The following is a 24,495-nucleotide window of genomic DNA, read 5'->3' on the forward strand; positions in this document are numbered from 1 at the left end:
TTTACAAGAAAACGTCCAAAAACTCAAACCTCTTTCCATCAAACAACCCCTTATCACTCAATTTCAAATCCGGAATCACCAGCAAGGCCATAAAGCTCAGGGTCATAAAAGGGGAATTCAGCGTAGAACCCATTTCTTTAGCCATGCGATCGATACGGGTATAGGCGTTCGCGACCTGATAGCCATCTTCGGGTGACATGATGCCTCCCACCGGTAGGGCAAGGACTTCTTCTTTTTCTCCCGATACTGCCGAAACTCCGCCTTTTGCCTTGATCAAGAGATTAACAGCTCTGCAAATGGATTCATCATCTACTCCCACCGCGATGATATTGTGTGAGTCATGACCTACAGATGAGGAGATGGCTCCGACTTTCAACCCGAAGTTTTTGATAAAGGCTACCGACGGAGGTGCATCTTGATAGCGGTTGACCACGGTGATTTTTAATATGTCCTTATCTGGATTGGATTCGGCCAAACCATTTTTAATTAAAATTTCCCCTTCGATTTCCGGCGTAATCAATTGTCCATCCAAAGCCTCAATCACTCTCACTTTTTTACCTGAAGCAGTAATTTGAAAATCCTCTGGTTTTTTTGTACTGGTATTAAAATTATTAATGATCTCATTTACACTGGAAGGGATTAAGGTCTTTCCATTTTCGGCGACTTTTTCTCCATTAATATAGTTGGCTTGAACCTGGAACTCCTTTAGATCCTTTACCAAAATAAAATCTGCTGGATCACCTACACGCAATTGCCCCACTTCCAACGAATAGTGATGGATCGGATTAAGGCAGGCGGCCTGAAGTAACTTAAATAAATCCTTTCCTCTGGCCACTGCCCGAGCTACCAGTTCATTGATATGTCCGACAGCCAGATTGTCGGGATGTTTGTCATCCGAACAGAACATAATCATCTCCGGGTAGTCATCAATGAGGTCGATCAATGCTTCAAAGTTCTTGGCAGCAGAGCCCTCCCGAATAGCTATTTTCATTCCCAGTTTAATTTTTCCTAAGGCTTCTTCGTAGGTAAAGCACTCATGGTCCGTACTGGGACCTGCGGATACATATTTTTCTGCCAATTCCCCTATGAGCCCAGGCGCATGTCCGTCAATGGGTTTATTTAATTTTTGTGCGATTCGGATTTTTTCCATGACTAGTGGATCTCGATTTACTGTCCCCGGCCAATTCATCATCTCTGCCAAATAAGCAATTTCCGGCCTGCTCATCAGGTTTTCGATGTCAGCTGCATTGATTTCTCCACCGGCTGTTTCGAAAGGAGTGGCCGGCACACAAGAAGGAGCTCCGAAGTAAAACTTGAAAGGAACTTGTTTCCCGTTTTCAATCATATACTCTACGCCATGCATGCCACAGACATTGGCGATTTCATGTGGATCCGAGATGGTAGCAACGGTTCCATGAACCACTGCTAACCGGGCAAATTCTGATGGAACCAGCATGGAGGACTCCACATGTACATGTGCATCAATGAATCCCGGAAGTAAAAAAGGTATGTCTGAATTGGAATCGATGTGTTCTATGGCTGCAATTTTTCCGTTTTCGATAGTAAGAGTAACGGAAGATATTTTCTGATTTGGAATATCAACCAATTGACCGTGAATGTGCATGAAAATCAGTTTAAAAGGAGAAGAAATAAGCGGGGAAATCCCGACTCACTCAAATTCATTTGTATTAAAACTACTATATTTGCCCCAGAAAAATAAAAGGAGGCAAGCACACTTTTTGAATGGGAAAAATAGTCATTGCGATTGACGGATATTCTGGTTGCGGCAAAAGCTCAACAGCAAAAGCAGTAGCTAAGGAATTAGGGTATACCTACATTGATTCAGGAGCCATGTATCGTGCAACCACTTTACACTTTTTAAATGGCTATCTCGGTGCTACCAACCCCAAAGACATCCAAAAAGGCTTGAAAGATTTGGAGATCAGTTTTCAGTTGAATCCTGATACAGGACAGCAGGATACTTTTTTGAACGGATTGAACGTTGAACAGGAAATTCGGAGCATGCGCGTTTCCGAGCGGGTAAGCGATTTTGCCAAAGTCAAAGAAATCCGGGAAGAACTTGTCGCACAGCAGCAACGTTTAGGGAAGGAAAAAGGAGTCGTCATGGATGGTCGGGATATCGGTTCGGTAGTTTTTCCGGATGCAGAGCTCAAGGTTTTTATGACTGCAGATTTGGATACTCGAGCATTTAGAAGACAAAAGGAACTCCTCGAAAAAGGTGAGATTGTAGATCTGGAAGATATTAAAAACAATTTGGGCGAACGAGACCGAATTGACAGCAGTCGAGCGGAGAGTCCTCTTTTTAAAGTGGAGGATGCCGTGGAAGTCGATACAAGTAATTTGAGTTTTGCAGAGCAGGTTGCTCAGATCGTAACCCTTGCTAAGCAACGAATTAATCAAACAGAGAAATATGCAAGTAACCATCGATAAAAATTCAGGCTATTGCTTTGGGGTGGAGTTTGCCATCAAAATGGCAGAGGATGAAATGGAGCAGTCGGACAAGCTGTATTGCCTGGGAGATATCGTGCACAATGATATGGAGGTCAAGCGTCTGGCTGACAAAGGACTTGTGGTTATTGATCGGGACCAATTATCCGAATTGAGCGACTGCAAGGTTTTAATTCGTGCTCACGGGGAGCCACCGGAAACGTATAGGACAGCCATTGAAAATAATATTGAGTTGATTGACGCCTCCTGTCCAGTAGTTTTGAAGCTTCAGCATCGTGTGAAAACAGCTTTCGACAAAATGGAGCGTGAAAATGGGCAGATTGTGATTTACGGGAAAAAGGGCCATGCTGAAGTTATAGGCTTGACTGGGCAGACGATGGAAAAGGCTATTGTGGTGATGGAAGATACCGATTTAGAAAAAATTGATTTCAATCGTCCTGTGACCCTTTTTAGCCAAACGACCAAAAGCACCAAAGGCTTTTATGAATTATCCCAAAAAATCCAGGAGCGAATTAAAGCATCCAAAGGAGAATTAACCGAAGTGGATTTTAATGCAAATGACTCCATTTGCCGACAAGTATCCAATCGGGAACCCCAACTTCGTCAATTTGCCAAGGAGAATGACGTGATCGTTTTCGTTTCTGGAAAGAAAAGCTCCAATGGAAAGGCGCTCTATCAGGTATGCTTGGAAGAGAATCCAAGAAGTTTTTTTGTAGAAAATCAAACAGAGATACAGCCGGAGTGGTTCTACCCAACAGATAGGGTAGGGATTTGCGGGGCTACTTCTACACCGATGTGGTTGATGGAAGATGTTAAAAAACACCTGGAATCTATGGAGGCAAATACGCTTCCTGCCTGAAAATGATAGGGTTTAAGTCAAAATTCTACCGCTTAGGAGAAAGTTCAAAGATTAAAATTCAATTCGCCTCAAAATAAAAAGGTTATTTATTAGATTTGGGGCGTTTTTCAAAAGCCCATAGTTACGAAATAGATATGTCAAAAAACGTGAAGCTTAGGAAAGGCTTTGACATCAACCTGGCAGGCAAAGCAGCCAAAGAAATGGTTGACTTTGAGCCAGCTCAAACCTTTGCCATTAAGCCGACAGACTTTGTGGGTATGCAACGTCCCAAAGTCCTTGTCAATGAAGGGGATACTGTGAAAGCAGGTACACCCATCCTATTCGATAAAGCCATGGATCAAGTTCAATACTTGGCTCCAGTATCAGGCGAAGTTATCGAAATCAAACGTGGTGAAAAGCGTAAACTTCTTGAAATCAGGATCTTAGCTGATAAAGAAATTAGCTATGAAGATCTTGGTAAAATTGATCTGAAGTCGGTTGACCGAGCTACTTTGGTCGAGAAACTAGCTTCAGGGGGAGTTTGGCCTCATATCATCCAACGACCATTCGGAGTGGTGGCAAATCCAGCCGATGAACCAAAGGCAATTTACATTTCAGCCTTTGATTCTAATCCATTAGCTCCTGATATGGGATTTGTATTGCAAGGGGAAGAAGGATATTTCCAGGCAGGGTTGAATGCTTTGACTAAATTGACCAATGGAAAAGTCCATTTGAATGTCAATGGCGCCGAGCAAGTTCCTGCAATTTTCGAAAATGCCCAAGGCGTTCAAATCAATAGATTTTCTGGAGCTCATCCGGCAGGAAACGTGGGTGTTCAAATACATCACTTGGACCCAATCAACAAAGGAGATCTAGTTTGGACGGTTAGTCCTTCCGGAGTTGTTCAGATTGGTAAATTGGTCCTAGAAGGTAAATATGATGCTTCCAAAGTCATTGCATTGACTGGTTCTGAATTGACAAAGAAAGGTTATGTGAAAACTATTTCAGGAGCGTCTGTTTCCACTTTTGTTAAAGGAAATCTACAAAGCGGTAATATTCGAGTAATCTCTGGTAACGTATTGACTGGAGAGAAAATCTCCATGGAAGGTTACCTAGGATTCTATCATAATCAAATCACTGTAATTCCTGAAGGAGATTATGAAGAGTTTTTGGGTTGGTTGATGCCAAGCACCAAAAAACTCAGCTTCCATAAAGCGATTGGAATGTTGTCTTTCCTTAATAAAGGGGAATTCAAGGTTGATACGAATACCCATGGGGAAGAGCGACCTTTCGTAGTTTCAGGAGTATTTGAAAAAGTACTTCCAATGGATATTCTTCCAACTTATTTGTTCAAAGCAATTATCGCGGAAGACTTTGATGAAATGGAAGAGCTAGGACTTTATGAGATAATCGAAGAGGATGTGGCTCTTTGTGAATTTGTGGATCCTTCTAAGAATGATTTGCAGCAGTTGGTAAGAACAGGGATTGAATTATTAATGTATAGCTAAATTATGAAGGCATTACAAAATCTTTTCGATAGCATTAAGCCAAACTTTGAAAAGGGAGGTAAATGGGAAAAGTTTCATACCCTCTATGAAGGGCATAGAACGATTGCATTTGCTCCTGATTTGACAACAAAGGCTAAAGGAGCTCAAATTAAGGATGCAACTGATTTGAAGCGGGTAATGATCACCGTAGTGATTGCTATGGTTCCTGCTTTGATCTTTGGTATTCTAAATATTGGTCATCAGCACTTCTTGGCAATAGGTGAAGAGGTGACTTGGATCGACAAAGCAATCTTTGGAGCTATTTCAGTTCTTCCTGTTCTAATTGTTTCTTACGCTGTTGGTCTTTTGACGGAATTCACTTTCTGTGTTATAAGAAACCACCCCATTTCTGAGGGGTATTTGGTTACGGGTATGTTGATTGCACTAGTGATGCCTCCATACATCCCTCTTTGGCAGGTAGCTTTGGCTACAATTTTCGCCGTAGTGATTGGAAAAGAAGTTTTTGGTGGCACAGGAATGAATATCTTGAATGTCGCCATGACAGCAAGAGCATTCTTGTATTTTGCATATCCTGCTCAAATTTCTGGCGATCAAGTATGGACGTATCTTTCAGACAAGACGGCTGTTGATGGTTTCTCTGGAGCTACTGCTCTTGCTGTTGCTTACAACGCTGGTGTGGAGGGTGTTCCTGCAAGTCAAGCCTTAGCAGAGCATAACGCCGCTTTTGGGGCGGACTTTAGCTTCATGAATATGTTTATGGGTTGGATCCCTGGATCTATCGGAGAGACTTCAACCCTAATGGCCTTAATTGGCGCGGTAATTTTGATTTATACAGGTGTTGCTAGCTGGAAAATCATTGTATCTGGATTCGGCGGAGCTTATTTGATGGGTGTGGTAATGAATCTATTTGCAGCGAATGAGTTTATGGCGATGGCTCCACATTTACATTTAGTAATGGGAGGTTTGGCCTTTGGTGTTGTCTTCATGGCAACTGATCCAGTATCAGCAGCTCAAACAGAAACCGGAAAATGGGTTTATGGATTTTTGATTGGTGCATTGACCATCATCATTCGTGTGACGAATCCTGCCTATCCGGAAGGAATTATGCTAGCCGTTCTATTGATGAACGTCTTTGCTCCATTAATTGACTATTACGTAGTGAAAGCTAACAAAACAAGGAGGTTACAACGTGCAACAGTCTAACGCATACATTATTACATTTTCGGTTATTCTGACCGTAGTTCTTGGTTTGCTTCTTTCAGGTACCTCTCAGGTATTGGGACCTTTGCAGCGAGAAGCAGAAGCTTTGGACAAAAAGAAGCAGATTTTAGGTGCTGTAATTTCCGGAGAAGAAATCAGAGCTATGTCTCCTGAGGAGGTTAACGCTTTTTACACTTCTCATATTGCTTCCACGGTGGTGGATATCAATGGAAATGAAGTTACCGAGAAAGAAGGTGCTGCTGTTTCTGCAGAGAATGTAGATATCGCTAAAAACTATAAAATGCCTGCTGAGGATCGGCTTTACCCAGTATTTATCTTCCATGCAGAAGGAAATCCTGATGACGTTCAATCCTATATCCTACCCTTGTATGGTGCAGGTCTTTGGGATGCGATCTGGGGATATATTGCGCTCGATACAGACATGAACACCGTAGGTGGAATTACCTTGGCACACGCTGGTGAAACTCCAGGTCTTGGAGCTCGAATCACTGAGTCTGGGGTTCAACAACGCTATGTAGGGAAAGAAATTTTTGATGAATCCGGTGAATTGGTAGCAGTTCAAATGCAAAAAGGAGAAGGCAAAGACTATTCTGCAGACCCTCATAAGGTGGATGGAATGTCCGGAGCTACCATTACAGGTAACGGTGTAAACAGTATGTTGAAAAACTACTTAAGCCATTACCAGGCATTTATCGAATCCAAGAAATCTTCTCAGGCTGTTGCGGCAGCTTTTTAATCAATCAATCACTCTCTGACCATCATACGTATGAGTACTGAAACAGTAGAAAAAGCGATCGAGAAAAAGCCCGCAGAAGCTTTACTCTCTAAGCGAAGAAAAAAACTCATCACAGATCCGCTTGTAGATGATAACCCAATTACCATTCAGGTATTGGGAATTTGTTCTGCATTGGCTGTGACCACGCAGATGAAACCAACTTTGGTGATGGCGATTTCGGTAATTTTCGTAATCGTGATGTCCAACTTGGTAATTTCATTGATGCGAAATACCATCCCTACACGAGTTCGAATCATTGTTCAATTGGCAGTGGTTGCAACTTTGGTAACCTTGGTTTCCGAAGTATTGAGAGCCTTTGCCTATGACATGTATAAGGAACTTTCCGTATTTGTAGGTCTGATCATTACCAACTGTATCGTTATGGGTCGTCTGGAAGCATTTGCTTTAGGAAACAAACCTTATGATTCTGTTTTGGATGGTTTTGGATCAGCTTTAGGATATTCATGGATCATTTTGACAGTAGCCTTCTTCCGGGAGCTTTGGGGATCCGGATCTGTATTTGGAATTCCGGTATTTGATTATGTGTCTGGAATTTTCGGACCAGATTTCAAATTAGCAACGAATGGATTGATGGTTTCTCCTGTGGGAGCCTTCATCATTCTCGGATTGATTATCTGGGTACAGCGTACCAAAACAGGCTATGTAGAACACTAAAATCGGGTAGAAAAAATGGAATTATTCAATTTAGGAATTCGGTCGATCTTTATCGACAACATGGTTTTCGCTTACTTCCTCGGCATGTGTTCTTTCTTGGCCGTTTCTAAAAAAGTAAGTACCGCCTTAGGTTTGGGAGCTGCTGTAATCTTTGTGTTGACAGTGACTGTGCCTGTTAACTGGCTTTTGAATGAGTTCGTATTGAAAGAGGGTGCGTTGACTTGGGTTAATGCTGAACTAGCAACCGTCGATTTGACTTTCTTGAGATTCATCATGTTCATCGCCATCATCGCCGCCATGGTGCAGTTGGTGGAAATGGTTGTAGAAAAATTTGCTCCTGCTCTTTACGGAGCTTTGGGTATTTTCTTGCCTTTGATTGCTGTAAACTGTGCCATCTTGGGTGGATCCCTTTTCATGGCTCAAAGAGATTATACTTTGGCAGAATCTGCTGTCTATGGTTTCGGTTCTGGTACAGGATTCTTCCTAGCCATTGTTGCTTTGGCAGCGATTCGAGAAAAGTTGAAATATTCTGCAGTTCCTAATGGATTGAAAGGTTTGGGTATCACCATGCTTTTGACTGGTTTGATGGGGATTGCATTTATGTCCTTTATGGGAATTGACCTTTAAGGAATAGAATTCATTTTAAAAGGCTCTGGAGAAATTCAGAGCCTTTTTTATTTTCCTCAGGTTTGGATTGCTACCTCTACAGATCGTATCTTACTATTTCAAACCTGATCTCATACTATGAAAAAGCCTATTTCACTTTTAATCTTCCTTCTTATTACTCAGCTTTCTTTTGCGCAATCCGGAGAATGGATTGAGTTGTTTAATGGAGAAAATTTGGAAGGATGGAAGATATCCGAAAATCCAGATTCATTCCAGGTAGTAGATGGAGTAATTAAAGTTGATGGTCCGCGTGCCCACGCATTTTATGTGGGTCCTGTAGGAAATCATGATTTTAAGAATTTCGAGCTGATGGTGGAAGTAAAAACCATGCCCAAGGCCAATTCTGGGATATTTATTCATACAGAATACCAAGAAAACGGTTGGCCCAATGTAGGCTATGAAATTCAGGTCAATCAATCTCATTCTGACTGGAGAAAAACCGGGAGTGTGTATTCTTTCCAAGATGTGCGTGAAGTCTACGTGGAGGATGGGGAATGGTACACGGAGCATGTGATCGTCAAAAGTGACCAAATCACTGTGAAAATCAACGGAGAGACTATCAATGAGTATGATGAGTCGGAGGTACGAAGCGGTGATTTAGGGACCAAGAAGTTAAGCTCAGGAACTATCGCTTTACAGGCACATGATCCCGAATCTGTGATTTATTACCGCAGTGTGAAGATTAAGATTTTGGATTAAGTTATATTTTGAGTTTTGAGATGCCTAGCAAATTGTTAGGCATTTTTTTTGAAATACACTTCCTATGGCATTTACCTATAGACGAATTCTATCCTATTTCTTTCGGGGTTTACTATTTCTGACTCCGCTTGCGGTCACGGGTTATGTGATTTATGCAATATTCATCTTTTTGGATGGACTAATTCCTGTACCAATCCCGGGGATAGGTATTGCTATGGTTTTGGCCCTGATTACCTTTATTGGGTATTTGGCTAGTTTGTTTTTTACCAAGCCTTTTTTTGATCTCTTTGAGAGAGCGGTTTTTAAGATTCCATTAGTGAACCTGCTTTATACCTCCATCAAAGATTTAATGGCTGCTTTTGTGGGAGAGAAGAAAAAATTTAGCTCTCCAGTAATCGTGCAGGTTTCTGATTCGCTCTCCCGATTGGGCTTTATTACCCAAGAGGATATGAGCAATATCGGAGAGCCTGAATTAGTAGCTGTTTATTTCCCTCACAGCTACAATGTGTCGGGAAATGTATTCCTCGTTCCCAAAGACAAGATCACACCTCTAAAAGGGGTCAAAAGCTCAGATGTAATGAAATTTATGGTGTCGGGTGGGGTGTCGAGTTTGAAGTAATGAATCAACGATGATACCTCACATAAGCAATCCACTCACCATCTGGTGACCAGGAATGCACATTGATAGTTCCTTGTCCTCCATAGAAAACAGGCGTCAGGTCACGAATTTCTTTAGACTCAACGTCTAATAGTCGGAGTTTGACGTCTTTTCCAAATGGATGTGCGCCTTTTTGATCTTCCAAATAGGATATGATTACCGCGGTTTTTCCATCGGGTGAAGGATGCGGAAACCAATTATCAAAGTCATCAAAAGTTAATTGTTCTTGCTGCGACCCATCCGGCTTCATTCGGTAGGCATGCATCCGTCCTGTACGATGAGAATTAAAATAAATCCACTTTCCGTCATAGGAATATTCCGGTCCATCATCTAAACCGGGGGCATCCGTTAAACGGACTTCTGTACCTCCTTCAGTTGAAATTGCCCAGACATCCCAGTCTCCATTTCTTTCTGCACAGTAGACTAAGGTTTTTCCATCTGGACTGATTCCATGCCAGTAACTTGGGTACTTCTCGGTGATTAATTGGGGAGTTCCTCCTGCTAGCGGGATTGTATAGATACGTGAACTTAGTCCTTCATCATTTCGACTGTAGACCAAGGTTTTCCCATCAAAACTCAGCCCATGGTCATTATTGACTCGATCTATTTGGTCAGGAAATAGGAGTCCAAGATTTTTGCCATCTAAGCCTATTTTCTCCAGTTTCCCTCCAGAATTAATGAGGAGGTATTTTCCGTCTCTAGACCAGTTCGGAGCTTCAAAGTGTCTATTTTCAAGTAGGATGGTTTTTTCTTCCCCAGAATGGACATTCAGAATGACCAGTTCACTTTTTATATTTTCTGGCACCTGTGAAAATGTAAGAAGAGGGGCTAGCATAATCAATAGGGAAAGAAGCAATCGTAGATTCATTTTAGTTGGGATTGATGGTTTATTAAGTTACCAATCTTCTCCCATAAATTACAGTACTTCGACTTTAAAGTCCTGCTTTTCAATAAATCGTCCAATTTCCCAAACGATTTGATTTTCTGTCTTCATAGTATCTTCAAACCATTTTTGATTTTCTTCCCCTACGGCAATTAGCAATCCACCGCTTGTCTGAGGATCACAAAGTGGTACCAAATCCATTCCGGTAACACCCTTCGCTTTTGACTGGAAGGCATTCCAGTTTCGATAAGTATTGTCAGGGAAAATGAATTGCTTGACGTATTCCTGAATTCCTTCAAGCAAGGGAAGCTTAGAGAAATCAATTTGTGCAGAAATGCCAGAAGCTTCTGCCAGTTCGATTAGATGTCCCAAAAGCCCAAAACCAGTCACATCCGTCATGGCATGTACTTCTTCGTGATTCCCCAAAACCTGCCCGATTCGATTTAAACGACAGGCTGTATCGATCAAGGTTTGGTAATCTTTTTCTGAGATTTTCTGTCTTTTCAAAGCCGTGGCTAAAACGCCAATTCCCAGAGGTTTGGTCAAGTATATTAAATCTCCTGCTTTAGCTCCTTGGTTCGTTTTGATTTTTCGGGGATGAACCACCCCATTTACGGAGAGTCCAAAAATGGGATCTTTTGCTGCAATGCTATGCCCTCCCGCTAATTCAATTCCCGCTGTTTTACAGATGCTTTTTGCACCTTCAAGAACTTTCGCTGCGAGTTCTGGAGCAATTTTTTCAACAGGCCAACTTAAAATCGCATTCGCAAAGAGCGGCTTTCCGCCCATTGCATAGATATCCGAGATGGCATTAGCAGACGAAATCCGTCCAAAATCATAGGGATCATCCACGATGGGTGTAAAAAAATCTACCGTATTCACCATGGCCAAATCCTCACTTACCTGATAAACGGCGGCATCATCTTTGGCCGAATTCCCTACCAATAAATTTGGATCCGATTGCGTCCAAGATTGGCTTGAAGACAGAATTTGATCCAAAATGGCAGGGGCAATTTTACACCCACACCCAGATCCTTCACTCCATTCAGTTAATCGGATTGTTTGCTCGTTCATAAAGTTGATCTTTCGATTGGATTAGCAAATCAATTTGGGCCGATAAGGATAAACCTGTCAAATCAAGGTTCAAGGTATCCTCCTTCGGATGTTTTTCAAGTTCAAATTCGTATGCCTTGTCGTAGTAAGTCAAGAGGTTTTGAATCCAGCGAGGATGATCTCCTTCTTCTATGGCTTCAAGGGCTTCTTTGGTACGCAGCCCTCCCAATTTTTTGCTTAATTTTTTTACAGCCTGTTTCAATTCTTCTTTTGGAAGCTCAGCATATTCTGATTCAATATGCTTGATCCTTTCTTGATCAGATTTGCTGATATCCAAATGCGGACTTTTCTGCATTTGTGAAAAAAACAGATCAGGAAGGATGATGCGACCGATCTTTCTACTTTCATTTTCAACCCAAATTGGGGGATCTGAATTCAGAAGAAGAAGTATTTCTGCCAGCTTATTTTCAAATTGTTCTACGGAAGGTTGTGGGGATTGTCCGATTCCTCCAAAGGCAGAGCCTTTATGATGTGCCAATTGTTCCAAGTCCACAACTTGCTCCCCGGCTTCTTTTAGGTGTTGGAGCAAGAGTGTTTTTGCAGTTCCTGTTTTTCCGCCGAGAACTATAAGATTTCGTTTTTTTCGAACTTCTTCATAGGTGAAATTCCGATAGGTTTTATAGCCTCCTTTAAGTCTAAAAACCTCAAAACCGACCATTCCCAAAAGCCAGGAAAGAATTTGACTTCGCATTCCTCCTCTCCAGCAATACAGGATGATTTTCCGATTGGTAAAGAGACGGATCGCTTCTTTCTGTATTAAATGAAACCGTGGCCCAACTAATTCAAAGCCTTTTATGGTGGCTTTCTCACTTCCTTCTTGCTTGTAGAGCGTCCCTATAGCTTTCCGTTCTTTATCATTTAAAATCGGGATATTGACCGCTTCGGGGATATGGCTATGAGAAAATTCTCCCTCACTTCGGGCATCTACAATAGGAAGGGTTTTCCGTAGTTCTAAAAATTCAGAAAGTGAAATCAGCATTTCTTTCATACAGTCCGAATATAAAAAAATGCCACCGGATTTCCGGTGGCATTTCAATAAGGATAATTTTTGATTAAAGCTGTGCTTCCAACTTTTGGGTCAAAATCGTTTTTGGTACAGCACCGATTTGCTTGTCTACAATTTGACCGTCTTTAAAGAACAATAAAGTAGGGATGGATCGAATTCCAAAGGCTTGAGCCACACTTGGGTTGGTGTCAACATCCACTTTTCCAATGATTGCCTTTCCCTCGTAATCACCCGCTAGTTCTTCAACAATCGGTCCGATCATTTTACAAGGTCCACACCATTCTGCCCAAAAATCGATCAATATTGGCTTATCAGACTTGATAACCTCTTCAAAGTTGGCATCAGTTATTTCTACTGCTTTTCCCATTTTATAATACGTTTAGTTTCGGTTCGAATCCTCAAATATATGAGAGAAAGTAGATTAGCCGGCAATAAGTTCAAATTGCTTGGCAAATAATTTCTATGAGCGATAGTTTTTTTCTTTATAACTAGCTGCTGATCACCTTGTAGGCTATCTCCGGAATCAACTTTAGCTCTCCAATTAGCTCTTCGCAAGGGTTGATTGAAAAGCGTTTGGAGAACAGTTCCAAGGTGATGTTTTCTTTCCGGTCTTTGACGGTAAAATACAATTTGGCTTCCCCCTTATACTTTTCAGTTATTCCCTCCAATTTTTCCATCAGGTCATAATTGAGATCATCCAAATCGATATTTACCCGGAGGCCTTTGACCATTTTTCCACGTATTTCCGAAAGCAGCATGATGGAGCTTACTTTGAACTCCAATTCATTCTCGGCCCATTTCTTTTGACCGACTTTCCCTTTGATGAAAAGGAACCAACCTTTCATGAAGTACTCCTTATACTTGACATAGTCTTCTCCAAATAAGAAGAAAGTATAACCGCCTTGATAATCTTCTAAGCTCAGAGTACCAAAAGGTTTCCCATTTTTGGTTGTTCTATGTGCAAAATCAGTTACAATTCCAGCGAGCTGAATTTCATTTTTCGATCGAATGGTATTTAAATCATTCAAATCCGGTAAACCCGCATTGGTGAAACTCTCGATTTCAAGTTTGTATTGATCCAGCGGATGGCCGGAGATATATAGGCCAACCACTTCTTTTTCAATGTTGAGCTGCTGAAGCTGGGAAAATGGTTCCATTGGATTCACCGTAGGTAGTGGAATGTCCATGCCGCCTCCTGCTCCTCCAAATAAACTCACCTGAGCGCTTTCTTCCTCTTGTTGGATCCGCTGGGCGTATTTGACCGCTTTTTCAATCAATGTGACATCGCCTTCCGGAGCTTCCAGGTACTGTCTTCGATGATGCTCTGGGAAACAGTCAAAACTTCCTGCCATCGCCAAAGCTTCCATGGTCTTCTTGTTCAACGCTCTGGAATTGACCCGTTTTGCAAACTCGAAGATGTTTTTGAAGGGACCATTCTTTTCCCGTTCGGAGATGATATCATCAACTGCTGCAGATCCTGCACCTTTGATAGCAGCCATTCCAAATCGAATTTCGCCTGCTTGGTTTACCGTAAATCCTCCTTTGGATTCATTTACATCCGGTCCCAAAACGGGGATTCCCATTCGTTTACATTCTTCCATGAAGAAGGTCACCTGGGTGATATCATTCATATTGTTACTGAGTACAGAGGCCATGTATTCAGCAGGATAATGAGCTTTCAGATATGCCGTCTGATACGCCACCCATGCGTAACAAGTTGAATGAGATTTGTTAAAGGCATAAGAGGCGAAGGCTTCCCAGTCGGTCCAGATTTTTTCTAGTTTTTTGGCATCATGACCTTTGGCTGCTGCTTGATCGATGAATTTGGGTTTCATCTTATCCAGAACGTCCTTTTGCTTTTTACCCATGGCTTTTCGAAGCACGTCTGCCTCACCTTTGGTAAAGCCCGCCAATTTTTGGGAAAGTAGCATCACCTGCTCCTGGTAAACGGTAATCCCATAGGTCTCCTCGAGGTATTCCTTCATATCATCGAGGTCATAAGTGATTTCCTTTTTACCATGCTTCCGCTCAATAAACTCCGGAATGTAAGCCAAAGGCCCTGGACGGTAGAGGGCATTCATGGCAATCAAATCGGCGAAAGCAGTAGGTTTCAAATCCCGCATGTATTTCTGCATTCCGGGGCTTTCGTATTGGAAAATACCGACCGTTTCACCGCGCTGGAAAAGCTCATAAGTCTTCTCATCATCTATCGGGAAATTATCCGGATCTAACTCGATTCCATGCCTCTCCTTGACGATTTTACAGGCATCCTTGATAAGCGTGAGGGTTTTCAAACCCAAAAAGTCCATTTTTAGTAGCCCTGCCGATTCTACCACGGAGTTGTCAAACTGGGTACAAACCATGTCCGAATCTTTGGCAAGTGCCACTGGGACAAAATTGGTAATGTCGTCCGGCGTGATGATCACTCCACAGGCGTGAATTCCGGTGTTCCGAACAGACCCTTCCAAAACCGTAGCCTGATTGACGGTTTTGGCTGATTCGTCCTGACCTTGTGCAATTCGTAATAATTCCTCTGCTTTTTGAATCAATTCACTCTGGCCTTTCAGTTTGTCGGCGAGGGCACTTTTATTTTTTGCTAATTCAAAAAGCGTTTTGAGTTTGAGGTCAGGGACTAAGTTGGCTAATCTTCCTGCCTCCGGCAAAGGTAAATTCAAAACCCTTGCAGTGTCCCGAATGGCGGATTTTGCTGCCATGGTACCGTATGTAATGATTTGGGCTACCTGATTGGAACCGTATTTTTTGATCACATAGTCGATGACTTTTCCTCTGCCTTCATCATCAAAGTCAATATCAATATCGGGAAGTGAAACCCGGTCTGGATTCAAAAATCTCTCAAAAAGGAGATCGTACTCGATAGGGTCTACATTGGTGATTCCAATACAATAAGCAACGGCGGAACCTGCTGCAGATCCCCGTCCTGGACCTACCGATACCCCCATGTCTCGAGCAGCTCGGGTAAAGTCCTGAACAATCAAAAAGTATCCTGGATAGCCTGTTCGCTCGATCGTTTCCAATTCGAAATCCAATCGCTCCTGAATCTCTAGCGTGATTTCGCTGTACCGTTTTTTAGCCCCTTCATAGGTTAGATGTCGGAGATAGGCATTTTCACCACGCTTACCCCCATCTATGTCATCTTGGGGATCTTTGAATTCTTCAGGAATGTCAAATTTTGGAAGCAATACCTCTCTAGCAAGCTTATAGGCTTCACACTTATCGACAATTTCTTGAGTACATTCAATAGCCTCCGGTAAATCCGCAAAGAGCTTTTTCATTTCCTCGGGAGATTTCAGATAAAATTCGTCATTGGGAAAACCATAACGAAACTCTCTCCCTCGTTTACCTACGTATTTTTTCGGTTTCTCTACCAATTCGCCATCTTTCACACAAAGCAAAATATCATGGGCTTTTGCGTCTGCTTTATCATTGTAATAGGTGTTATTCGCGGCGAAATACTTGACATTGTACTTCTTTGCAAATTCGAGTAGAACCTCATTGACCTTTTCTTCTTCTGGGATACCATGTCGGTTAAGCTCCACATAAAAATCATCGCCAAACTGCTCCTTCCACCAAATAAAGGCTTCTTCGGCTTGGGTTTCTCCCACATTTAGAATTAGAAAAGGAATCTCTCCCCAAAGCCCACCGGTAGTCACGATTAAATCGCCTTTATATTGAACAAGAAGCTGCTTGTCAATCCGGGGTACATAATAGAAACCTTCGATATTAGCATAGGAGGCAAGCTTAGCTAAATTGTGGTAGCCGGCTTTATTTTTGGCAAGGAGTACGGTTTGGAATCCGTCATCCTTGTTGCTTTTATTTTTTCGATCCCGACAAAGGTTAAATTCACAACCTACAATAGGCTTGATCTCTGCAGCCATGGCAGCTTTCACAAAATGAAAAGCTCCCATCATATTGCCATGATCTGTCATAGCAATGGCTGGCATATTCATAGATTTTGCTTTGGCGACTAAGGCTGGGATTTCAGTCGTAGCCTGCAAAACCGAATATTGAGTGTGAACATGGAGATGTGTAAATGGCACATCCACCAACTCAGAAATATCTGCTTTGCCTGCCTGCTTTAAAATTTCTTTAGCCGCGGCTTTTTGCTCATCCTTTGCTTGGGCAAAATTGGCTTCTCCCAAATCAGGAGCCTCATAGATCACATGCTCCACCAGAATGCCTTCTTCTGGTGGGTGAACTCGCTGAGTGATCAACCCAAAGAAACAACGAGCAGTTGCGTCTACATCATATGCCGCATCGTGTGCATCTCCAAAGCCTTTCCCGAATAATTTCTGATGGAGTTCTGTGAGGGTAGGCCATTTGAATTTTCCTCCTTTTCCACCTGGAATCGCACAAAAATCAGTTGATATATCTTTGGTATCCAGTGGATTAGCCGTCAATGGCATTCCTAATTCGGAGCGGAGAAATTCCGAACCAACGACATTGATGTCGAATTCGATATTATGCCCGACTAAATATTTGGCTTCATTGACATCTTTCTCAAAAATCTCTAATACTTCCTGTAAAATATGACCTTCTGCTAATGCTCGCTTGGTGGAAATTCCGTGAACCTTTTCCGCATTGTAAGGAATGGTAAACCCTTCCGGCTTTATAATGTAATTGTGATTAGAAAGTAGTTTTCCTTTGGCGTCGTGGAGCTGCCATGCCAATTGAACTAGTCGTGGCCAATTGTCCAAATCGGACATGGGGGCATTGTAATCGCGAGGTAATCCAGTGGTTTCGGTATCGAAAATAATATACATACAGCACAGAAAATTGAGGTTTCAAATTAGGGGAATTCGATCAGTCAAAAAAGCGGAGTGGCAGGAATTGTCAGAGATATTCCACCAACTAGAAGTAAGAGTTTTTTAGGGGGATCAGGAAAGATTTCCCACCTTAACGTTTGTCCTCCCAAGGCATATAAACAACCTTTTTGGTCTCGAAGAAGTCCTCTTTGAAGTAGTCACTCAAGTGATAGGTGACATAGGATTTTCCTGTTTCTTCCATTTCCTCATCCACATCTCCTCCTTTGAGATATAGGATGCCATTGGGAAACTCGTTGAAATCTTCCTTTTTGATTTTTCCTTTGACCCAAGGATAAAAATTAATCATTCGCGTGACTGCACGACTAATTACAAAGTCATATTTCCGGACCAAAGTCTCTGCTCTAGCTTGTTGAGCATCCACATTGCTTAGCTTGAGAGCCTTTGCCACTTCTTTGACCACGGTAATCTTTTTGCCAATGGAATCTACTAAGTGAAAATGGGTGTCTGGAAAAAGGATAGCCAAGGGAATCCCCGGAAACCCACCTCCAGTCCCGATATCCAAGACCTTCGTGCCAGGCTGGAATCGCATAACCTTTGCAATTCCGAGGGAATGAAGCACATGGTGAACATAAAACTGATCCATGTCCTTTCGGCTGATCACGTTGATTTTAGAGTTCCAATCCTCGTATAATTCCTGCAAGCGATCGAATTGCTCGATTTGCTTATCAGTCAAATTCGGGAAATAGGACAGGATTAATTCAGTGCCGGAATTCATCAGATATGCTTTTCTTTGCCGGAAGCGATTTCATAAAGCAATTCCCGGGAGCGGTGCAATTGTGCTTTCACCGTTCCGAGCGGTTTTTCCAATTCTTGGGCGATTTCTTCGTATGACAATTCGTCAAAATATCGCAATTTGACTAGCTTTCGGTATTTAGCTGGAAGCTTATCAACAAAAATCCGAACCATTTCAATCCGTTGTGATTTGATGAATTCATCCTGTGGATTGTTTTCATCGTCTTCAACATCAATATTGACAGCATTTCCACTGTCATCAGACATTGTGGTATTCAAGCTCATGGTTTTGAGCTTTTTCTTACGGATAAAATCAATGGCGTTATTAGTGGCGATTCGGAATAGCCATGTTGAAAAAGTGTAGTCTTTTTTAAAGCGATGTAAGTTTTTAAATGCCTTTGCAAAGGCTTCCATGGTTAGGTCTTCGGCATCATCTGCATCTCGAATCATTTTCAGGATCATGAAATACACGGCTTTTTTGTACCGCTTCATGAGGGCCGCATAGGCAGACTGATCCTTCTCGATGACTGCACGATCGATCAGTTCGAAATCCTCTAAAGCCTTGTTTGAAAAACCGCGTTCGTTTATTTCCATTTGATGTCTTTTGACTGATGGGAGAAGGTTCCTAATCCCCAAAAATACCCGATGTATATGAGATCATTAATCAGGATATTGGATCGGGTTTTGGTTCCGTTAAGTTTTTTATTGGCTTTGGAATAAATCCATATCACCAATAGAACCCTTACGAGGAATATACCTAAAACGATGAGAAATTGTTCCCAATTCTGTTCTAATCCCAAATAAATCAGTAATCCAATGCCTCCTGCCCAAAATAACAAATGGGAAAATGCGAACCAACCGATTTTCATCTTGTCTTGACTCTTATACTGCTTCCCTACATGCAAATGCCTTTTTTTCTGTCTGAAGTAATCTTTCCAGGTATCCTTTGGAATTGACACTGTTCGTGCATCTGCGTCAATGACGACTTTAGTGTTCTTTCCGGTGGCGTATTTGTTGATGAAAAGATCGTCATCTCCTCCTTCAAAATGCCAAAGATCTTTGAATGCTTTTACATCCATGAAGAAGCTTTTGCGGTAGCATAAATTTCTACCGATTCCCATAAAAGGTGCTTTCCAACTCGCAAAGGATAAGTAGAATAAGGCTGTTTGGATGGTTTCAAACTGTATCCAACTATTCAAAAATCCTTTAAGTGATTCATAGCCGCCAAATCCTAAAGAAAATGTCATTCCATCGTTTCGTACTGGAGCAGTCATTTTTCGAATCCATTGATCGGAAGCCGGAATGCAATCCGCATCGGTTAAGAGGATAACGTCGTTTTTGGCCACTTTGATACCTAAAGTCAGCGCATATTTTTTAGATGTGACATGATCTGGAGTGTATTTGACGGTGACGGTACGAAGCTTGGGATAGCGGTCCATCATCTCTGCCAATAATCGAGGCGTGCGATCACGGCTCCGGTCATCAATAATCAATACATCAAAATTTGGGTAATCCTGTTCGAAAAGTTTTGGAATTAAAACTTTGAGATTTTTGAATTCATTATGTGCCGCAATGACAACGGTTACCCCTTCTTCTTTTTCAGCTTGTTGCGATTTAACTTTTGGTCGGAAAAAGGCTGTTCGGCCAAAAATAGGCAAGAGGTAAATGAGCTGTATTAAGACTCCTAAACCAAAGATTATCCACAATAAAAATAGGGCCATAAGTCGATTGTGCTGGGCAAATATAAAATCAATTTCAGCATTCGTTTAAGAATAAAGGGATATTTTTGCGAGCAGAGTTTTTCCCTGAAAAAAGTCTAATTTCTTTTCAATGAAATTTACCTTACAGCATGCTGATCCCCATTCCAAAGCCCGAGCGGGTAAGTTGGAAACTGACCATGGGACGATTTTAACTCCGATTTTTATGCCGGTAGGAACAGCCGGTTCGGTGAAAGCCGTTCACCAGCATGAGCTACTTGATCCTATTAAGGCACAGATCATTTTAGGAAATACGTATCATCTCTATCTTCGACCCGGATTGGATATTCTGGAAAAAGCCGGTGGGCTTCATCGCTTTATGGGTTGGGAGCGTCCTATTCTCACTGATTCGGGAGGTTATCAGGTGTTTTCCCTGTCAGGAACCCGTAAGATCAAAGAGGAGGGGGTCATGTTTAAGTCTCATATTGATGGCTCAAAACATCATTTTACCCCTGAGAATGTCATGGATATCCAAAGAACTATCGGGGCTGATATTATCATGACCTTTGATGAGTGTACGCCTTATCCCTGCGAGTATGGCTATGCCCGAAAATCCATGGAAATGACACATCGTTGGTTGAAGCGATGCATGAATCGATTTGATGAGACGGAGGGGAAATATGGCTATTCTCAAACCCTTTTTCCTATTGTTCAAGGTTCAGTATATAAGGATTTACGGATCCAAAGTGCTCAGTTTGTAGCAGATCAGGAAAGAGAAGGGAATGCTATTGGTGGCTTGTCTGTTGGAGAGCCTGCGGAGATGATGTATGAAATGACGGAAGTGGTGACGGATATTTTGCCGAAAGATAAACCACGTTATTTGATGGGGGTAGGTACTCCTGCAAATATTCTAGAATGTATCGCTTTGGGTGTAGATATGTTTGACTGTGTGATGCCTACTCGGAATGCTCGTAATGGGATGCTATTTACATCTGAGGGGATTATCAACATTCGAAATGAAAAATGGAAAGATGATTTCAGTCCCATTGATCCCGCAATTGGAAGTTCCGTTAGCTCCTTTTATTCAAAAGCGTATCTTCGTCATTTGACTATTTCGAAGGAAATTCTGGCTGCACAGATTGCCAGCATCCATAATTTGTCCTTTTACCTTTGGTTGGTGGGAGAGGCTAGAGCTCATATTTTGGCAGGCGATTTTGCAAGCTGGAAGACTGAAATGGTCAAGAAAGTAAGCACTCGACTTTAAAATGAAATTAATCGACCGACTCATTATCAAGGATTTTTTGAAGACCTATGTTTTTGTGGTCTTAATGCTGATTTTGGTGGTCTTGGTGCTGGATTTTACTGAGAAGAATGATAAGTATATCCAAAATCAAGTGCCTGCGGTCGAAATCCTCAAGTACATGGGGAATTACGGCTTGTACTTGAACAATCTTCTGACTCCTATCACAGTCTTTATTTCTGTAATATTCATTACTTCCAAAATGGCTGGTCGAACGGAGATTATTGCGATTCTAGGGAGTGGGGTAAGTTTTATTCGGTTATTATTCCCTTTTTTACTTTCAGCTGCATTGATTGGAAGCATTAGTTTTTTATTGAATGGGTGGGTGCTTCCTGCTGCCACTGAAAACCTCACTGTTTTTAGACTGGTGTATTTAGAAAAAGGTACTCCCCAAAACGAGCAGAATATCCATATTAAGGTAGGGGATGAGAGCTATGCCTATTTAAGCCGGTTTTTTAAAACAAGTAATACCGGATATAACTTTACTTTGGAGACGATTCGGGATGGGCAGTTATTAGCAAAACTCTCTTCCGACCGAATCGAGTGGGATACCGCCAAAAGTGTTTGGACTCTTCGGAATTGGAGATTACGGGAATTAAAAGATAACGGAGAGGAATGGTCGGTCGGGACTGAATTAGATACGTTACTTTCAATTGTTCCCGATGATTTTGGTGTTCCAGAAAATCACCATGAGACACTCAAACTTCCCCAATTAGGCCGGCAAATTCGAATACTTGAAGACCGAGGAGCCGACAATGTAAATTATTATAAAATAGAACGGTATGTTCGCTTTATGTCTCCTTTTGCTGCGTTGATTTTGACGTTTATTGGTGTCATTATGTCAGCCAGAAAGACCCGAGGTGGTTCGGGTTTTCAAATTGCCATGGGATTCTTGCTGGCATTTATTTATATTCTTTTGTTTATCCTCTCGCGAACCTTCGCGGAAAATGGCTCGGATTATCCAATTTTGGCTGTTTGGCTGCCTAATATCATTTTTGGTTTGACTGGATTGGTGCTTTATAAAACGGTCCCTCGATAGACGATGGCTTCTTTAAAAGATTACTTTCTTCTTCATTTTATTGTCCTGATTTGGGGTTTTACAGCCATTTTGGGTCTATTGATAAGCCTTCCTGCTTTGGAATTGGTTTTTTACCGGACATTAATCGCCTCCATCGGAGTGGCACTTCTTTTTGCCTGGAAGCGAAAACCATTGTATATCCCTCCGCATCAAATGATGAAGGTATTAGGGACAGGGGTAATTATCGCATTGCATTGGATTTTGTTTTTTTGGTCTGCGAGGGTTTCTACCGCCTCGGTCTGCTTGGCTGGAATGGCAACCACCTCTCTTTGGACAGCTTTTGTTGAACCTTTCTTCAATCGTACAAAAATCAAATGGTATGAGGTAGCCCTAGGCTTACTTGTTATTTCAGGCTTGCTGGTAATCTTCAAATTTGAGACTGGGTACTGGCTAGGGCTTTCTATGGCTTTGGCATCTGCATTCTTGGCTGCCTGTTTCTCAGTAATCAATGGTAGATTGACCCAGCGTCATGATCCTTACCAAATCACCTTTTATGAGATGGCTGGTGCGAGTTTGGCAAGTTTGCTGTTTATGCCTATTTATACCATTTGGTTGACAGATGGATCCGGTATTCAATGGACTTGGCAAGGTTTTGATTGGTTTTGGCTCCTGCTTTTGGGTGGGGTTTGTACAGTTTATGCTTTTTCAGTTTCTGTCGATTTGATGAAGCGGCTCTCTGTTTTTTCCATTAACCTGACCATCAATTTAGAGCCGGTTTATGGGATTGTTTTAGCGGTTTTGATTTTTGGGGAAAAAGAAAAGATGACTCCTGGGTTTTACCTAGGCACCCTTATCATTTTGTTTTCGGTTTTAATCTATCCAGTCTTGAATTACTGGAATAAACGAAGGAAAGCAATTCGGACTTTGGGGTAATCTAAAGCGTGGTTAGGTCATTGAGGGTTTCCAAAGCTTGTGAAAGCTCAACTTTTGTGAGTTCTCCAACTTTTTCGATTAGATGTTCTTTAGAAACTGAACGTAATTGAAAAATCAGAATTTCAGAATCTTGTTTTAATCCGTTTGTGGGACTGGGTTTTAATATCGGGTTTCCCTTATAGTTTTTTATTTTGCTGGTAAGTGGGGCAATAATTACCAAGTTTAAATACCTATTCATCAGGTTTCCGCTGAGAATTGCCACAGGTCGATAGCCTGCCTGTTCAGAGCCTCTGACTGGGTTGATGTCCGCATACCAAATTTCACCTTGCTTCATTGTCTTCCAATTGCTTGAAGTATTCGGCCATTCCTTCTTCTGCTAGAGCAAGGGTATCTTCATCATTGGCTGCTCGCTTAAAAGACTGAATGTATTCCACTCTTTTGAGATGATCTAGGTAGAGTCTAAGCGCATTTTCTAGGAGCTTATTTTTCGGAAGAGAAAGCTTTTTTGCCTCTTTTGTGAGTCTATCCAATAGGTCGTCAGGCAAGGAACTTGTAAAAGTAGCCATATGATTTATATTTATAATTTGTAAATATAAATCACAACTATCTGGATTACAAGTATTTTTCAAACACAAAGAATCCCTCTTTCCAGCTTAGGTCACTTGGCTTTTCATCAAAGAGTCCGAAAACGGTCGAGCCTGAACCGGACATAGCCGCATAATAGGCGCCGGATTGATAGAGTTTCGATTTGATTTCCGCGATTTCAGGATAGGATTGGAAAATGGACGCCTCGAAATCATTGACCAATTCTTCTTTCCATCTGGATTTGTCCTTCAAAACCTCTTCTAAGTTGATAGAAGGTTTCTTTGGCGTTACTCCCGCATAGGCTTCTTTTGTCCCAACATGAATCCCCGGATGAATTAAAATCAGGAAAGATCCTTGAAGGGAGAGATCGATGGGTTCTAAAATTTCCCCTCTTCCCCGAGCAATTTTGGGCGTGTTTTCAACAAAAAATGGACAATCACTTCCTAATTGGGCGGCATACTCTTCAAGAAAAAAATCATCCAGATGAAGGTCAAAAAGATTATTCATCAATTTCAATGCAAATGCAGCATCGGCTGAACCTCCTCCTAAACCTGCACCCATTGGGATGTTTTTATGTAGATGAATTTTCAGATTAGGAAGTCCTTGAAAATCTTTTCTAATAAGTTTTTCGGCTTTTAGGATCAGATTGTCTTTGGAGTCTCCAGGGATAGAAAGTCCCGTGCTTTCCCAGCCGCCTTTTTTATCCACGATCATTTCCAAGGCATCAAAAAGCGGGATCGGAACCATGCAGGTTTCGATTTCATGATAGCCGTCTTTTCGTTTTCCGGTGATTTGGAGGCCTAAATTGATTTTGGCATTTGGAAAAGTGATCATATGGTGAAGATTTCAGACAAAATAAGGGAATTTTACAATGA

Annotated in this window: 24 protein-coding genes; 12 read left to right on the forward strand and 12 right to left on the reverse strand. The window is 41.8% G+C overall.

The window, feature by feature from the left end; all coding sequences use genetic code 11:
* Position 1 precedes the first annotated feature (1 nt).
* Positions 2 to 1,624: an adenine deaminase gene (gene ade, locus HWE15_RS11755; RefSeq protein WP_290507729.1), complete on the reverse strand. Its 1,623-nt coding sequence runs from the start codon at positions 1,622 to 1,624 to the stop codon at positions 2 to 4.
* A 119-nt stretch (positions 1,625 to 1,743) separates the two neighbouring features.
* Here ade and cmk point away from each other — a divergent pair, with 119 nt between their 5' ends.
* The 9 genes from cmk to HWE15_RS11800 all read left to right on the forward strand — a co-directional run bounded on the left by cmk (position 1,744) and on the right by HWE15_RS11800 (position 9,470).
* On the forward strand, positions 1,744 to 2,451 hold the full coding sequence (gene cmk / locus HWE15_RS11760) for a (d)CMP kinase (protein WP_290507730.1): 708 nt from the start codon (positions 1,744 to 1,746) through the stop codon (positions 2,449 to 2,451).
* On the forward strand, positions 2,432 to 3,328 hold the full coding sequence (locus tag HWE15_RS11765; protein WP_290507731.1) for a 4-hydroxy-3-methylbut-2-enyl diphosphate reductase: 897 nt from the start codon (positions 2,432 to 2,434) through the stop codon (positions 3,326 to 3,328). Before cmk ends, HWE15_RS11765 begins: the two co-directional genes overlap by 20 nt.
* 134 nt (positions 3,329 to 3,462) lie before the next feature.
* Positions 3,463 to 4,815: a Na(+)-translocating NADH-quinone reductase subunit A gene (locus tag HWE15_RS11770; RefSeq protein ID WP_290507732.1), complete on the forward strand. Its 1,353-nt coding sequence runs from the start codon at positions 3,463 to 3,465 to the stop codon at positions 4,813 to 4,815.
* A 3-nt stretch (positions 4,816 to 4,818) separates the two neighbouring features.
* Complete coding sequence (locus HWE15_RS11775; RefSeq protein ID WP_290507733.1) at positions 4,819 to 6,018, forward strand: NADH:ubiquinone reductase (Na(+)-transporting) subunit B; 1,200 nt, start codon at positions 4,819 to 4,821, stop codon at positions 6,016 to 6,018.
* Positions 6,005 to 6,772, forward strand: coding sequence for an NADH:ubiquinone reductase (Na(+)-transporting) subunit C (gene nqrC / locus HWE15_RS11780; RefSeq protein WP_290507734.1), 768 nt, complete (start codon positions 6,005 to 6,007; stop codon positions 6,770 to 6,772). Before HWE15_RS11775 ends, nqrC begins: the two co-directional genes overlap by 14 nt.
* A 30-nt stretch (positions 6,773 to 6,802) precedes the next feature.
* Positions 6,803 to 7,486, forward strand: a complete 684-nt coding sequence (locus HWE15_RS11785) for an NADH:ubiquinone reductase (Na(+)-transporting) subunit D (protein ID WP_290507735.1) — start codon at positions 6,803 to 6,805, stop codon at positions 7,484 to 7,486.
* Positions 7,487 to 7,501: 15 nt separating this feature from the next.
* Positions 7,502 to 8,113, forward strand: coding sequence for an NADH:ubiquinone reductase (Na(+)-transporting) subunit E (nqrE, locus tag HWE15_RS11790; RefSeq protein WP_290507736.1), 612 nt, complete (start codon positions 7,502 to 7,504; stop codon positions 8,111 to 8,113).
* Between the two features lie 117 nt (positions 8,114 to 8,230).
* Positions 8,231 to 8,851 carry a DUF1080 domain-containing protein gene (locus tag HWE15_RS11795; protein WP_290507737.1) on the forward strand — a complete coding sequence of 207 codons (621 nt, stop codon included), beginning with the start codon at positions 8,231 to 8,233 and terminating at the stop codon, positions 8,849 to 8,851.
* 64 nt (positions 8,852 to 8,915) lie between these two features.
* Positions 8,916 to 9,470 carry a DUF502 domain-containing protein gene (locus HWE15_RS11800; RefSeq protein ID WP_290507738.1) on the forward strand — a complete coding sequence of 185 codons (555 nt, stop codon included), beginning with the start codon at positions 8,916 to 8,918 and terminating at the stop codon, positions 9,468 to 9,470.
* A 4-nt stretch (positions 9,471 to 9,474) separates the two neighbouring features.
* Here HWE15_RS11800 and HWE15_RS11805 read toward each other — a convergent pair whose 3' ends face one another.
* The 8 genes from HWE15_RS11805 to HWE15_RS11840 all read right to left on the reverse strand — a co-directional run bounded on the left by HWE15_RS11805 (position 9,475) and on the right by HWE15_RS11840 (position 19,808).
* Entirely contained in the window at positions 9,475 to 10,377 is a 903-nt protein-coding gene (locus tag HWE15_RS11805; RefSeq protein WP_290507739.1) for a DUF5050 domain-containing protein, read from the reverse strand.
* Positions 10,378 to 10,425: 48 nt separating this feature from the next.
* A complete protein-coding gene (selD, locus tag HWE15_RS11810; protein ID WP_290507740.1) occupies positions 10,426 to 11,466 on the reverse strand; it encodes a selenide, water dikinase SelD in 1,041 nt (346 codons plus the stop codon).
* Positions 11,438 to 12,493, reverse strand: a complete 1,056-nt coding sequence (gene mnmH, locus HWE15_RS11815; RefSeq protein ID WP_290507741.1) for a tRNA 2-selenouridine(34) synthase MnmH — start codon at positions 12,491 to 12,493, stop codon at positions 11,438 to 11,440. The genes selD and mnmH overlap by 29 nt, the downstream gene beginning before the upstream one ends.
* 64 nt (positions 12,494 to 12,557) lie before the next feature.
* A complete protein-coding gene (gene trxA, locus HWE15_RS11820) occupies positions 12,558 to 12,878 on the reverse strand; it encodes a thioredoxin (RefSeq protein ID WP_290507742.1) in 321 nt (106 codons plus the stop codon).
* Positions 12,879 to 12,999: 121 nt separating this feature from the next.
* Positions 13,000 to 17,292, reverse strand: coding sequence for a DNA polymerase III subunit alpha (dnaE, locus tag HWE15_RS11825; protein ID WP_290507743.1), 4,293 nt, complete (start codon positions 17,290 to 17,292; stop codon positions 13,000 to 13,002).
* Positions 17,293 to 17,425: 133 nt separating this feature from the next.
* A complete protein-coding gene (gene rsmG, locus HWE15_RS11830) occupies positions 17,426 to 18,070 on the reverse strand; it encodes a 16S rRNA (guanine(527)-N(7))-methyltransferase RsmG (RefSeq protein WP_290507744.1) in 645 nt (214 codons plus the stop codon).
* Positions 18,070 to 18,681 (reverse strand): sigma-70 family RNA polymerase sigma factor, encoded by a 612-nt coding sequence (locus tag HWE15_RS11835; RefSeq protein WP_290507745.1) that lies wholly within the window; start codon positions 18,679 to 18,681, stop codon positions 18,070 to 18,072. The genes rsmG and HWE15_RS11835 overlap by 1 nt, the downstream gene beginning before the upstream one ends.
* On the reverse strand, positions 18,672 to 19,808 hold the full coding sequence (locus HWE15_RS11840) for a glycosyltransferase (protein WP_290507746.1): 1,137 nt from the start codon (positions 19,806 to 19,808) through the stop codon (positions 18,672 to 18,674). Before HWE15_RS11840 ends, HWE15_RS11835 begins: the two co-directional genes overlap by 10 nt.
* A gap of 109 nt (positions 19,809 to 19,917) precedes the next feature.
* Here HWE15_RS11840 and tgt point away from each other — a divergent pair, with 109 nt between their 5' ends.
* The 3 genes from tgt to HWE15_RS11855 are packed head-to-tail and all read left to right on the forward strand — an operon-like array spanning position 19,918 to position 23,035.
* The gene (gene tgt / locus HWE15_RS11845) at positions 19,918 to 21,048 is read left to right on the forward strand and encodes a tRNA guanosine(34) transglycosylase Tgt (RefSeq protein WP_290507747.1); all 1,131 of its coding nucleotides are present in this window, start codon (positions 19,918 to 19,920) and stop codon (positions 21,046 to 21,048) included.
* A 1-nt stretch (position 21,049) separates the two neighbouring features.
* Positions 21,050 to 22,123, forward strand: a complete 1,074-nt coding sequence (locus HWE15_RS11850; protein WP_290507748.1) for an LptF/LptG family permease — start codon at positions 21,050 to 21,052, stop codon at positions 22,121 to 22,123.
* 3 nt (positions 22,124 to 22,126) lie between these two features.
* Positions 22,127 to 23,035 carry a DMT family transporter gene (locus tag HWE15_RS11855; protein WP_290507749.1) on the forward strand — a complete coding sequence of 303 codons (909 nt, stop codon included), beginning with the start codon at positions 22,127 to 22,129 and terminating at the stop codon, positions 23,033 to 23,035.
* A 1-nt stretch (position 23,036) separates the two neighbouring features.
* Here HWE15_RS11855 and HWE15_RS11860 read toward each other — a convergent pair whose 3' ends face one another.
* The 3 genes from HWE15_RS11860 to ispE are packed head-to-tail and all read right to left on the reverse strand — an operon-like array spanning position 23,037 to position 24,454.
* Entirely contained in the window at positions 23,037 to 23,369 is a 333-nt protein-coding gene (locus tag HWE15_RS11860; RefSeq protein ID WP_290507750.1) for a type II toxin-antitoxin system PemK/MazF family toxin, read from the reverse strand.
* A complete protein-coding gene (locus tag HWE15_RS11865) occupies positions 23,356 to 23,601 on the reverse strand; it encodes a ribbon-helix-helix protein, CopG family (RefSeq protein ID WP_290507751.1) in 246 nt (81 codons plus the stop codon). Before HWE15_RS11865 ends, HWE15_RS11860 begins: the two co-directional genes overlap by 14 nt.
* Before the next feature lie 46 nt (positions 23,602 to 23,647).
* Positions 23,648 to 24,454 carry a 4-(cytidine 5'-diphospho)-2-C-methyl-D-erythritol kinase gene (gene ispE / locus HWE15_RS11870; protein WP_290507752.1) on the reverse strand — a complete coding sequence of 269 codons (807 nt, stop codon included), beginning with the start codon at positions 24,452 to 24,454 and terminating at the stop codon, positions 23,648 to 23,650.
* Positions 24,455 to 24,495: the final 41 nt, after the last annotated feature.

It is taken from the genome of Algoriphagus sp., from assembly GCF_013373065.1.
In the GTDB taxonomy this organism is placed as follows: Bacteria; Bacteroidota; Bacteroidia; order Cytophagales; family Cyclobacteriaceae; genus Algoriphagus.

Excerpts from the sequence above, each read along its gene's own strand:
- ade (WP_290507729.1), bottom strand. The coding sequence starts at position 1,624 with ATGCACATTCACGGTCAATTGGTTGATATTCCAAATCAGAAAATATCT.
- cmk (WP_290507730.1), top strand. The coding sequence starts at position 1,744 with ATGGGAAAAATAGTCATTGCGATTGACGGATATTCTGGTTGCGGCAAA.
- HWE15_RS11765 (WP_290507731.1), top strand. The coding sequence starts at position 2,432 with ATGCAAGTAACCATCGATAAAAATTCAGGCTATTGCTTTGGGGTGGAG.
- HWE15_RS11770 (WP_290507732.1), top strand. The coding sequence starts at position 3,463 with ATGTCAAAAAACGTGAAGCTTAGGAAAGGCTTTGACATCAACCTGGCA.
- HWE15_RS11775 (WP_290507733.1), top strand. The coding sequence starts at position 4,819 with ATGAAGGCATTACAAAATCTTTTCGATAGCATTAAGCCAAACTTTGAA.
- HWE15_RS11785 (WP_290507735.1), top strand. The coding sequence starts at position 6,803 with ATGAGTACTGAAACAGTAGAAAAAGCGATCGAGAAAAAGCCCGCAGAA.
- nqrE (WP_290507736.1), top strand. The coding sequence starts at position 7,502 with ATGGAATTATTCAATTTAGGAATTCGGTCGATCTTTATCGACAACATG.
- HWE15_RS11795 (WP_290507737.1), top strand. The coding sequence starts at position 8,231 with ATGAAAAAGCCTATTTCACTTTTAATCTTCCTTCTTATTACTCAGCTT.
- HWE15_RS11800 (WP_290507738.1), top strand. The coding sequence starts at position 8,916 with ATGGCATTTACCTATAGACGAATTCTATCCTATTTCTTTCGGGGTTTA.
- HWE15_RS11805 (WP_290507739.1), bottom strand. The coding sequence starts at position 10,377 with ATGAATCTACGATTGCTTCTTTCCCTATTGATTATGCTAGCCCCTCTT.
- selD (WP_290507740.1), bottom strand. The coding sequence starts at position 11,466 with ATGAACGAGCAAACAATCCGATTAACTGAATGGAGTGAAGGATCTGGG.
- mnmH (WP_290507741.1), bottom strand. The coding sequence starts at position 12,493 with ATGAAAGAAATGCTGATTTCACTTTCTGAATTTTTAGAACTACGGAAA.
- trxA (WP_290507742.1), bottom strand. The coding sequence starts at position 12,878 with ATGGGAAAAGCAGTAGAAATAACTGATGCCAACTTTGAAGAGGTTATC.
- dnaE (WP_290507743.1), bottom strand. The coding sequence starts at position 17,292 with ATGTATATTATTTTCGATACCGAAACCACTGGATTACCTCGCGATTAC.
- rsmG (WP_290507744.1), bottom strand. The coding sequence starts at position 18,070 with ATGAATTCCGGCACTGAATTAATCCTGTCCTATTTCCCGAATTTGACT.
- HWE15_RS11835 (WP_290507745.1), bottom strand. The coding sequence starts at position 18,681 with ATGGAAATAAACGAACGCGGTTTTTCAAACAAGGCTTTAGAGGATTTC.
- HWE15_RS11840 (WP_290507746.1), bottom strand. The coding sequence starts at position 19,808 with ATGGCCCTATTTTTATTGTGGATAATCTTTGGTTTAGGAGTCTTAATA.
- tgt (WP_290507747.1), top strand. The coding sequence starts at position 19,918 with ATGAAATTTACCTTACAGCATGCTGATCCCCATTCCAAAGCCCGAGCG.
- HWE15_RS11850 (WP_290507748.1), top strand. The coding sequence starts at position 21,050 with ATGAAATTAATCGACCGACTCATTATCAAGGATTTTTTGAAGACCTAT.
- HWE15_RS11855 (WP_290507749.1), top strand. The coding sequence starts at position 22,127 with ATGGCTTCTTTAAAAGATTACTTTCTTCTTCATTTTATTGTCCTGATT.
- HWE15_RS11860 (WP_290507750.1), bottom strand. The coding sequence starts at position 23,369 with ATGAAGCAAGGTGAAATTTGGTATGCGGACATCAACCCAGTCAGAGGC.
- HWE15_RS11865 (WP_290507751.1), bottom strand. The coding sequence starts at position 23,601 with ATGGCTACTTTTACAAGTTCCTTGCCTGACGACCTATTGGATAGACTC.
- ispE (WP_290507752.1), bottom strand. The coding sequence starts at position 24,454 with ATGATCACTTTTCCAAATGCCAAAATCAATTTAGGCCTCCAAATCACC.